This window comes from Streptomyces sp. MK7 (assembly GCF_032658145.1).
GTDB classification, from domain to species: Bacteria; Actinomycetota; Actinomycetes; order Streptomycetales; family Streptomycetaceae; genus Streptomyces; species Streptomyces spiralis.
On sequence record NZ_JAVACL010000019.1, the window covers coordinates 141362 to 151176 of the forward strand.

Annotated in this window: 7 protein-coding genes; 2 read left to right on the forward strand and 5 right to left on the reverse strand. The window is 72.3% G+C overall.

Annotation, left to right across the window (positions count from 1 at the left end; all coding sequences use genetic code 11):
* Positions 1 to 25: 25 nt before the first annotated feature.
* Positions 26 to 1594: an alpha/beta hydrolase gene (locus R2S09_RS21775; RefSeq protein ID WP_316742720.1), complete on the forward strand. Its 1569-nt coding sequence runs from the start codon at positions 26 to 28 to the stop codon at positions 1592 to 1594.
* A 639-nt stretch (positions 1595 to 2233) separates the two neighbouring features.
* Positions 2234 to 2962 carry a hypothetical protein gene (locus R2S09_RS21780; protein WP_316742723.1) on the forward strand — a complete coding sequence of 243 codons (729 nt, stop codon included), beginning with the start codon at positions 2234 to 2236 and terminating at the stop codon, positions 2960 to 2962.
* Between the two features lie 318 nt (positions 2963 to 3280).
* Here R2S09_RS21780 and moeZ read toward each other — a convergent pair whose 3' ends face one another.
* From moeZ to R2S09_RS21805, 5 genes are all read right to left on the reverse strand, one after another.
* The gene (gene moeZ / locus R2S09_RS21785) at positions 3281 to 4459 is read right to left on the reverse strand and encodes an adenylyltransferase/sulfurtransferase MoeZ (RefSeq protein WP_306190498.1); all 1179 of its coding nucleotides are present in this window, start codon (positions 4457 to 4459) and stop codon (positions 3281 to 3283) included.
* Between the two features lie 63 nt (positions 4460 to 4522).
* Positions 4523 to 5272 carry a spherulation-specific family 4 protein gene (locus tag R2S09_RS21790; protein WP_316742725.1) on the reverse strand — a complete coding sequence of 250 codons (750 nt, stop codon included), beginning with the start codon at positions 5270 to 5272 and terminating at the stop codon, positions 4523 to 4525.
* Positions 5260 to 6222, reverse strand: a complete 963-nt coding sequence (locus R2S09_RS21795; protein ID WP_306190496.1) for an NAD(P)-dependent oxidoreductase — start codon at positions 6220 to 6222, stop codon at positions 5260 to 5262. The genes R2S09_RS21790 and R2S09_RS21795 overlap by 13 nt, the downstream gene beginning before the upstream one ends.
* Before the next feature lie 294 nt (positions 6223 to 6516).
* Positions 6517 to 7872, reverse strand: a complete 1356-nt coding sequence (locus R2S09_RS21800; protein WP_316742727.1) for a hypothetical protein — start codon at positions 7870 to 7872, stop codon at positions 6517 to 6519.
* A complete protein-coding gene (locus R2S09_RS21805) occupies positions 7869 to 9668 on the reverse strand; it encodes a DUF3492 domain-containing protein (RefSeq protein ID WP_316742728.1) in 1800 nt (599 codons plus the stop codon). The genes R2S09_RS21800 and R2S09_RS21805 overlap by 4 nt, the downstream gene beginning before the upstream one ends.
* Between the last annotated feature and the right edge of the window lie 147 nt (positions 9669 to 9815).

A 9815-nucleotide genomic window follows, 5' to 3' on the forward strand; every position in this document is an offset into this window, starting at 1 on the left:
GGGAGTTGGGGAGGGGGGATGCGCCATGTCGCGTCTCATGCAGTGGACGGCCGTGGTCGCCGCCGCGGTGCTGTTGGCCGGGTGCGGCAGCGGATCAACCGGTGGAGGCGGGGACACCGGCGAGGGCAAGGGGAAGGGCCGCTCCGGCCCGGCGGCCACACCGACGGCGTCACCGGACGACGCCGTGTCGTCCCGGCCGCTGCCCGCCTCGCTCACCGCGCAGCGGCTCGACTGGGGCCGCTGCAAGGCCGGCTCCGGCTCGCCCGCGCCGGGCGGCGACTGGCGGTGTGCGACGCTCAGGGCGCCGCTGGACTGGTCCCGGCCGGACGGCGAGACCATCGGCATCGCCCTCATCCGGGCGAAGGCCACCGGTGAGCGCACCGGTTCGCTGCTGTTCAACTTCGGCGGTCCCGGCGGCTCCGGCGTGGCCACACTGCCGGCGTACGGCTCCGCGGTCGGCGCCCTACGGCAGCGATACGACCTGGTGAGCTGGGACCCGCGCGGGGTCGGCGCGAGTGAGGGCGTCCGCTGCCGCGACGACCGGCGGATCCGGGCCGCCGAGGCGATCGACGCGACACCGGACACCCCGGCTGAGGAACGGACCTACCTCGAGGACGCGGCCGACTTCGGCAGGGGCTGCGCCAAGGCCGCCGGAAAGCTGCTCGCACACGTCTCCACGATCGACACGGCCCGCGACATGGACCTGATCCGGCAGGTCCTCGGTGACCGGACGATGCATTACTTCGGCATCTCCTACGGCACGGAACTCGGCGGCGTGTACGCCCACTTGTTCCCGCGGCACGTGGGGCGGCTGGTGCTGGACGCGGTCGTCGACCCGACCGCCGACTCGGTGGGCCACGCCATGAACCAGACCCTGGGCTTCCAGCGGGCGCTGAACGACTACCTGAAGTCCACCGGCGAGGATCCCGAGGGGGGCTCACGGAGGATCGCCGGCCTGCTGAGGCGACTCGACGCCAAGCCGCTGCCCACACCTTCCGGGCGGAAGCTGACGCAGACACTGGCACTGACCGGCATCGTCACCCCGCTGTACAGCAAGAACAGCTGGCCGGCGCTGACCGGTGCCCTGGACGCGGCGGAGAAGGGGGACGGCTCCGGACTGCTGTCGCTGGCCGACGCCTACAACGAGCGCGACACCTCGGGCCACTACGGCACGACGACCCACGCCCAACGGGTCATATCGTGCCTGGACGACAAGCAGCGGCCGACCCCCGAACAGACGAGGAAGCTGCTGCCCCGATTCGAGAAGATCTCGCCCGTCTTCGGCGAGTACATGGCCTGGGACACGGCCGGCTGGTGCCACGACTGGCCGGTGCCCGGACAGTACGACACCCCTCAGGTCAGCGCGCCGGGGGCGGCCCCCATCCTGGTGATCGGCAACACCGGGGACCCGGCGACCCCCTACGAGGGCGCGAAGAAAATGGCGGACGAACTCGGCAAGGGCGTCGGAGTCGAACTCACCTGGAAGGGCGAGGGCCACGGAGCCTACGGCAGCGGCAGCGACTGCGTGGACTCGACAGTGAACGCCTACCTCCTCTACGGCTCGGTACCGAGAAACGGCAAGGTCTGCTCCTGACGACGGCGGGGGCCGCGGACACCCCCTGGCACCCACGTCCCCCCGCCGGCAGCGTCACCCCGATCCACTCGTGCACGGCCGGAAGCCGGAGAGTCGCGGACGAAGCCGACTACCACCGGAACCAACAAGAGGGGCGGCATCAGCTGATGCGATGCCAGGCCGATGAGCATCATCCAGCAGACCACTACGCCCACGAATCCGGCCGTGCGCCGTAGCAACAGCCGCTGCGCCGCATCCTGGCCGGTGTGCGGTCGCTCTCCGGCGCTGTCGATCCGCACGGCATGCTCGAACGCTCGGCGCAGCCGGCCGGGGACGTCGGACAGCATCGCGCCCGTGCCACGTCAAGCAGCGACTCGCCGACACTTCCCGGCGGCCCACCGCCACAGCGGGTGAGCAGGCGTCAGAAGATCACCTGTAGGGGCTAATTGCCATTCAATTTCCCCTGTGGCAAAGGATTTTGACGGTCAATCATTTCTTCTTCGGAGCGGTGTAGAGGGCCTCTGCACACCCGATCAGCCCCACGAAGCCGGGGGTCCCGATTTGCTCGATATGACAGCAATAGGGGGTGTTAGTACGTTCAATCACGCACCGGCTGTCACTGCGGGCCTGCCTCTGCATCTGAGAAGGAGAGAAAAGAACATGATCATGACCCGTTCCCACGCGATCGCCACGGCAGTCGCGGCCGTCGCGGCACTGACCGCGACCGGCATCACCTACGCCACCGCCGCTCCCGCCCCCCAGGCGCAGGTGGCCCCGACCGCCATCGCCGCCCAGGCACCCATGGGCGGAGAGGGCGGCAACACCGGCAAGGGCAACGAAGGCAACGAGCACGGGGGCAACGAGCACGGGGGCAACGAGCACGAGGGCAGGCGCCATCACAAGGAGGGCAGGATCCACATCAACGAGCGTGAATTCTCCGGCCGCCCCGACGGCTGCATGGTCGTCATCAGCGGCCTGGGCTCCACGAGCTTCAACATTCGCAACGACAGCCGCAACACCGTCGAGTTCTTCCGCGGGGTCACCTGCGACAACGGCGCCCCCATCGCCACCGTCGGCCCCCACAGCGAGGCCAACAACGTCTGCCCGAAGATCCATGACGAGGACGAGGACGAGAACTGCGAGGAGGGCAGGCACCACGACGAGGACGAGCGCCACGACGAGGGCAGGCACCACGACAAGGGCAGGCACCACGACAAGGGCAGGCACCACGAGAAGGGCGAGCACCACGACGAGGACGACGTGAGAGGCGGCGTGAAGGTCAGGAACGGAGTCGTCGGCAGCTTCCGCGTCGTCAAGCGCCACGACGGGGGCGGATACGACGGCGGATACGACGGCGGATACGACGGCGGATACGACGGCGGATACTAAAAACAGCAACCGCGTGATGCACATGCTGGACAACCCCGGCCCGCCGTAATCGGGCCGGCGCCCTCCGGCCAGGCGCACAACACAGAATCCCGGCCCGCCGTAATCGGGCCGGGATTCTCGTCTGGACCCCGGCCCAAGGACATCCCTTCCCGGAACATCCAGAAGGGCAGGCTGGTCCAGCGGCAGCCGCCGGGCCGTCTCCGGGCCGTGCGACGCCGCCCGACGACGACCGACGGCGACCGACGACAGAAGCCCACGGCATCTGAGCTGGTCAGAGCCGTGGGCCTCTGGTGTTCCGCCGGCCAGCGGAAAGAATGATCAGTACACCGGCTTGTGCGGTTCGATCTGGTTGACCCAGCCGATGACGCCGCCGCCGACGTGGACGGCGTCGGCGAAGCCCGCGGACTTCAGTACGGCGAGGACTTCCGCACTGCGGACGCCCGTCTTGCAGTTCAAGACGATCTTCTTGTCCTGCGGGAGGCTCTCCAGGGCGGTGCCCATGAGGAACTCGTTCTTCGGGATCAGACGGGCGCCCGGGATGGCGACGATCTCGAACTCGTTCGGCTCGCGGACGTCGATGAGCTCGATGTTCTCGCCGTCGTCGATCCACTCCTTGAGCTGCTTCGGAGTGATCGTGGAGTCGGCGGCCGCCGCCTGGGCCTCCTCGGAGACGACGCCGCAGAAGGCCTCGTAGTCGATGAGCTCGGTCACGGTGGGGTTCTCGCCGCAGACCGCGCAGTCGGGGTCCTTGCGGACCTTGACCTGGCGGTACTGCATCTCCAGGGCGTCGTAGATCATCAGGCGGCCGACCAGGGGCTCGCCGATCCCCGCCAGGAGCTTGATGGCCTCGTTGACCTGGATGGAGCCGATGGACGAGCACAGCACGCCCAGGACGCCGCCCTCGGCGCAGGAGGGAACCATGCCGGGGGGCGGGGGCTCCGGGTAGAGGCAGCGGTAGCAGGGACCGTGCTCCGACCAGAAGACCGAGGCCTGGCCGTCGAAGCGGTAGATCGAACCCCACACGTACGGCTTGTTCAGCAGCACGCACGCGTCGTTGACCAGGTAACGGGTCGCGAAGTTGTCCGTGCCGTCGATGATCAGGTCGTACTGGCTGAAGATGTCCATCACGTTGTCGGCCTCGAGCCGCTCCTCGTGAAGGACGACGTTCACGTACGGGTTGATGCCCGTGATGGTGTCGCGCGCGGACTCGGCCTTGGAGCGGCCGATGTCGGACTGACTGTGGATGATCTGACGCTGCAGGTTCGACTCGTCGACCTCGTCGAACTCCACGATGCCGAGCGTGCCGACGCCCGCCGCGGCCAGGTACATCAGCGCCGGCGAGCCCAGGCCACCGGCGCCCACACAGAGCACCTTGGCGTTCTTCAGCCGCTTCTGCCCGTCCATCCCGACATCCGGGATGATCAGGTGGCGGGAGTACCTGCGGACCTCGTCTACGGTGAGCTCATCAGCTGGCTCGACCAGGGGTGGCAGCGACACGGGGACTCCGTTGGTCGGTCAATCACTACGGTTGTTCTTCTCGTAACACTGCCACGGCCTCCTTCATTCCGAGACACCTGGTCCGACCCGCGAGACGATTTCGTCCCAGTAGCCGGGCAGGTTCTCCCAGGCGTCGGCCCGGCCGCCGCGGTCCGTGCGGTCGGTGAGCCAGATCGTCGCCGCACCCTGCCAGCGGGCGATGCGCAGCGCCTCATCCAGATGACCGCGCGGGACGCCGTGCACGAAGTGGCAGAAACGCTCGGGCGGATAGTCGGCGGTCCACTCCGGCGCCTGCGAGAAGCGGTAGTCGCTCCAGGCCCCGCTGAAGGTCACCAACTGGTCGGCGTTCTCGGCGTAGCCGGGATGCGGATGGGTGCCGTGGCCGAGGACGATGTGGGCATCGTCAGTCAGCGCCCGGAGCGAGGTGACCGTGCGGCGGGTCTCGGGCAGCCCTGTGCGGTCGACGGGGCAGCGGTCCAGGAGGAAGCCGTCGACCCGGTACCACTCGAGGTAGCGGTGGGCGTCGGCGATCACGTCGATCCGCGACCGCGCGCCGTGGGCGCCGTCGATGCGGCCGAGGACGCGGACACCCGCGTTGCGCAGGCGTCCGGCCACGTCCAGGCAGTGCGGGTCGGGCTGGACGCCGGGGCCGTCGGCGACGTCGAGGACGACCCAGTGCAGGGGCGTGCCCGGCCGGGTGAGCGTGTTCCACTCGGCCGGGGCGAGCAGGGGGTGGGCACAGCCGGGGGCGCCGAGGCCGGTACGGACGTCGGTGCTCGAGGTGCCCGGTGGAGTGCTGGTCAGATACGGCATGCCGCTTCCATCCAGATGTCGGCGAGGGACTCTTCGAGGCTGATCCGGGGCCGCCAGCCGAGCCGGTCCCGCGCGGTGCGCACATCGGCCTGCTGCCAGCTGCCGCAGCCGTCGGGGTACGGGTACGCGGCCGGGGAAGGGTGCTCCGGGTCGGTGCGGGGGTGCCCGATCGAGGACCTGAGATGGCTGCCGTGCGGGGCGTCGAGTTCATGGAGCGCACCGCCGTATCCGGCCACGCGGGCCAGGACCGAGGCGGCGTCGCGCAGCCGGACGGCACGCCCCGAGCCGATGTTGATGACGCCCTGGGCGGCCGAGAGCGAGGCGGCGTGCACGGCACGGGCCACGTCGCGTACGTCGACGAAGTCGCGCTGGGTGCCCAGCCCGCCCAGCTTGAGGTCGCCGTCGCCGGCCTGCATGGCGCGGCGCATGGCCTCGGCGAGCCGGCCGAGCGGCGAGCCGGCCGGGGTGCCGGGCCCGGCGGGCGAGAACACGCGGAGCACGACGGCGTCGAGGCCCGAGCCGAGGACCAGTTCGGTGGCGGCGAGCTTGCTGACCCCGTACGGGCCTCCGGGGCGCGGCACGGCGTCCTCGGCGGTGGAGGATCCGGGCTGGCTGGGGCCGTACTCGGCGCTGCAGCCGATCTGCACCAGGCGGGCACCGCAGCCGCTGCGGCGCAGCGCCTCGCAGATGGTGGCGACGGCGACGGTGTTGTGCCGGGTGAGTTCGCGGGCTCCGCCCCGGGTGGCTCCGGCGCAGTTGATGACGACTCCGGGGTGGACCGCGTCCAGGAAGCGGGTCAGGGCACCGGGGCTGCCCGTGGCGAGGTCGAAGCGGACGTCGGCGTCGTCGCCGCGGCCGAGGGCGGTGAGCTGGACGGCCGGGTCGGCGAGCAGGCGGTCGGCGACGAAGCGGCCGAGGTATCCGTTGGCTCCGATCAGCAGAACCCTCATCGGGCGGCTCCCGGGGTGTGCGCTCCGGTGGCTCCGGATGCTCCGGACGCTCCGGATCGGGCGGTGGTCATGTGGTGTTCTCCTTCAAGAGGGTGGTGCGTTCGGCTCCGGCTGTGCGGCCGGACGCCCGCGGCCGGCAGGCCGGATCTGCCTGCGGCTCCGACCTGGTGCGATCGCGTCCATGGGTACGTCGGTGTGGGTGGGCCCCGCACCGCGCGGCGTCCGGGGCCCGCCGGGTCCGCCCGGAGGCAGGACGCGGACGGCCGGGGCTGTGCGGGGTCGGCCCGGTGCTCGTCACGGCTGTCCCTCCGCTCGGGCATGTGCCGAGGCCCTGCTCAGGGCCCGGGTCGCGTGAACCAGGAGGGCCAGGGCCGCGGTGCCGCAGGCGAGGGCGGGTACGCAGCCAGGACCCCAGGCGGCGACCAGGGTGTCGACCGGGGTGGCGAACGGGCCGCAGCCGGGGAGACGGGCGGCGAAGACGCTCGCCTGGGCGACCGCCTCGACCGTGGCCGCTGCCGCCAGGGCCACGGCCGGGGCACGGGTGAAGCCGTGGATGGTGAGGAGCCGGGCGAGCAGCAGCAGAGCGCCGAGCGTCAGGGCCGGGGCAGGCTCGGCGGGCTGGTGCAGGACGGCACCGCACACGGCGAGCAGGGCGGCCAGGGCGCCCAGGAACAGTCCGAACGCGGCCAGGAGCAGAGGGCGTACGGACGCGGCGAACTCCTCCAGGCCGCGGCTGGCCGCCAGCCGGCGCCGGGCGCGTACGGCGAAGAGGTGCGCGGCCCAGGCCGCCGGGGCGCAGCCCAGCGCGAGGGCCAGTGCGGGGGCGATGCCCAGGGGCCAGGGGCCGGTCGCGGTGCCGTCGGGAAGTCCGTCGGGACCGCCGGTGACGGCCGCGCCGAGCAGGCCGTCACCGAGGACGGCGTAGGCGATCAGCCAGTACGTCCAGGCGCGTGTGCCGGGCGTGGAGGTGCCGGCCGGTGTGTGTACGAGCGTGCCGAGGGGGCCGCGGCGGAGCAGGGCGCGTACGCCCAGGGCCACGCCGAGGACTCCGGCCACGGCCACCGCCAGGCGGGTCCGGCACTCGGTCAGACGCAGCCCGGTCACCGCTGCCGCGCACAGGGCGCCGGGCAGCAGGCTGAGCACGACCCGGTCGACGGCCATCCTGGGTACGTCGGTGGTTTCGGGGGCCGGCGGTGCCTCCGGGGCACGGGAGACGCGGGCGTACATCTCCTCGGCCAAGGAGAAGACGTCACGGTGACGGAAGCGGGCGGCGGTGCGGTCGGTGACGCCGTGCGCCTCGAGACCGGCCGCGATCTCCAGGGGGTCGACGGCTCGTTCGCACAGGTCACGGTGACGGTGCAGCAGCGCCTTGACGGGATCGACGGCACCGCGCCGAGCGGCCCCGGGCACGCGCCGCTCGGAGGCGGCCCCGGAGTCGGGTGCCGCACCACCGTCAGCCGCACCGGCGCCGAGGCGCGATGGTTCACCGAGGCCGGGGGCGGAGTGAGGGTGCGTGCCGACGGCCGTGACGGAGCGATCCTGCTCGCCGGCGGCGGAACCGGGGCGTAACCCCTCGGCGTGGTCGGGGGCCGGGCGCGGCTGTGGGGTGGCGGGGGTGAACGGGTGGCCGGGTTCTCCGGTTGTGGTCATCGGGCGGCCTCCGTGGTGGATGTGGGGGCCGCGGGCCGGACGGAGGCGGCGTTCGCCCAGGCGGGGCCCGGGCGGGGTGCGGCCGGGGCCGTGGGGGCTGCTGGGGCGGTGGGGACTGCTGGGGCCGTGGTGGGTGCTGAGGCGGCCGTGCCGGTCCAGTGGCCGGGGACGTGGGCCTCGGCCGGGGTGGCGAACGGGAGCGGTTCGCCGGAGTCGTCCAGGACGACGCGCCGGACCGGGCAGCGCGAGACGATCTCGAGGTAGATGCCGTGAAACGCTGCGATGTTCTGCTCGACGGTGAACAGTTCGAGTGCGCGGGCGCGCGCGGCGGCGCCCAGGCGGGCACGGCGCTCCGGGTCGCGCAGGAGTGTCACGCACGCCTCGGCGAGCGCCCGCGGATTGCGCGGGGGCACCACCAGCCCCGTACCGCCGATGACCTCGACGACCGCACCGACGTCCGTGGAGACGGTCGCACAGCCGCAGAACATGGCCTCGACGAGACCGACCGGGAAGCCCTCGACGACACTCGACAGGACGGTCACGGCGCCCGAGGCGTACGCGTCGGCGAGGGTCGGGGTCTCTGGTCCGCCGATCTCCTCGAAGGACACCGGGTTGTCGCCCACGGTGTGCGGCCCCTCGGCCTCGTCGGGGAACAACTGGGCGGCCAGTGCCTTGCAGTGACCCAGGTAGGCCACCCCGTCGGGGCCGGACGCCCCGCCCACGATGCGCAGCCGGGCCTTCGGCTCGGCCCTGCGGACCTCGGCGAAGGCGTGCAGCAGCGACACCAGGTCCTTGGCGGGGTCGACACGGCCGACCCATACCAGCGTGTCCGCGTCGACGGCCTCCGGTTCCTCGCCGACCTCGGCGAACGCGGCGGCGTCCATGCCGGGATGGACGGTGCGCAGCCTGGCGCGGTCGGCGCCGCAGCGCTCCTGCCAGCGCCGGGTGTGGGCGTTTCCGTGGGTGATGACGGTGGCCTGCCGGTAGACCTCGGTGGCGAGCCTGCCGTGGAAGGCGGCGAGCAGCGCCCGTACGGCCGGAGCGGTTCCGTCGGCGCCGGTGGCCAGGTAGTGCGCGCGCAGGGGCACGCCGTACTCGGTGACCAGCAGCGGGACGTCGCAGAAGTGGCGGGCGAGCAGGCCCGGCAGGGCCGCGGTGCCGCCGGCCGCGGCGTGGCAGAGGTCGGCGGCGCCGAGGCCGTCGTCCTCGTACCAGTCGAGCGCGAGGGGGCGCAGGGCGTGCTCCAGGTGCGCGGCGACGGCGAGCAGATCGGGTACGCGCGCCTCGCGTGCCGCACGCATGGCGCCGGGCGCGCGACAGGCGCGTTCCAGCGCCCGGACGGCGGTTTCCGAGTGCAGCGTGCCCACGAGGCCGCCCTCGTCCCGGGCGAGTTCCGCCAGTCCGTACAGCGCACTGGCGAAACGGTCCGCCTCATGGTCCGGGCCGCCCGGACCGGCCGCGTCGCCTTCAGGGCCGCCTTCCGCGCCGCCGTCTTCGGTGCCGCCCGCCCCGGACAGGGTCGCCGCCAACTCCCCGTAGCACTCGGTGAAGCGCCGGCGCGCCCGGCGCCCGTACCGCACACCGTCGTCCTCCGCCGTCCACAGGGGGGCCGTGCGGACCCGGCCGACCTGCCGCGGCAGCGGAACCCAGCCCTCGTCCTCCTGCTGCCGGGTGCGGCTGAGCGCGTAGAGGTCGAACTCGTGCTGCCCGAGCCCGTGCACGAGCCGTTCGCACCAGAGCCCGGCGTCACCGCTCACATATGGATAGCCACCCTCCGTCACCAGTCCGATGCGCACGCGTGCACCCCCGATCTCTTCCGTCTCCGCCTACCGGGAGCCGCCGTCGCGTCGGCGGCTCACAACGGGACGAACGTATGCGGACATGCCGGTGGCGGGGGGGGGGGGGGGGGGGGGGGCGCCCCAACCACGGGGGCCGGTGGAAGA

Bases quoted from the DNA above. Each gene is read 5' to 3' on its own strand.
- R2S09_RS21775 (WP_316742720.1), top strand. From the start codon at position 26: ATGTCGCGTCTCATGCAGTGGACGGCCGTGGTCGCCGCCGCGGTGCTG.
- R2S09_RS21780 (WP_316742723.1), top strand. From the start codon at position 2,234: ATGATCATGACCCGTTCCCACGCGATCGCCACGGCAGTCGCGGCCGTC.
- R2S09_RS21790 (WP_316742725.1), bottom strand. From the start codon at position 5,272: ATGCCGTATCTGACCAGCACTCCACCGGGCACCTCGAGCACCGACGTC.
- R2S09_RS21795 (WP_306190496.1), bottom strand. From the start codon at position 6,222: ATGAGGGTTCTGCTGATCGGAGCCAACGGATACCTCGGCCGCTTCGTC.
- R2S09_RS21800 (WP_316742727.1), bottom strand. From the start codon at position 7,872: ATGACCACAACCGGAGAACCCGGCCACCCGTTCACCCCCGCCACCCCA.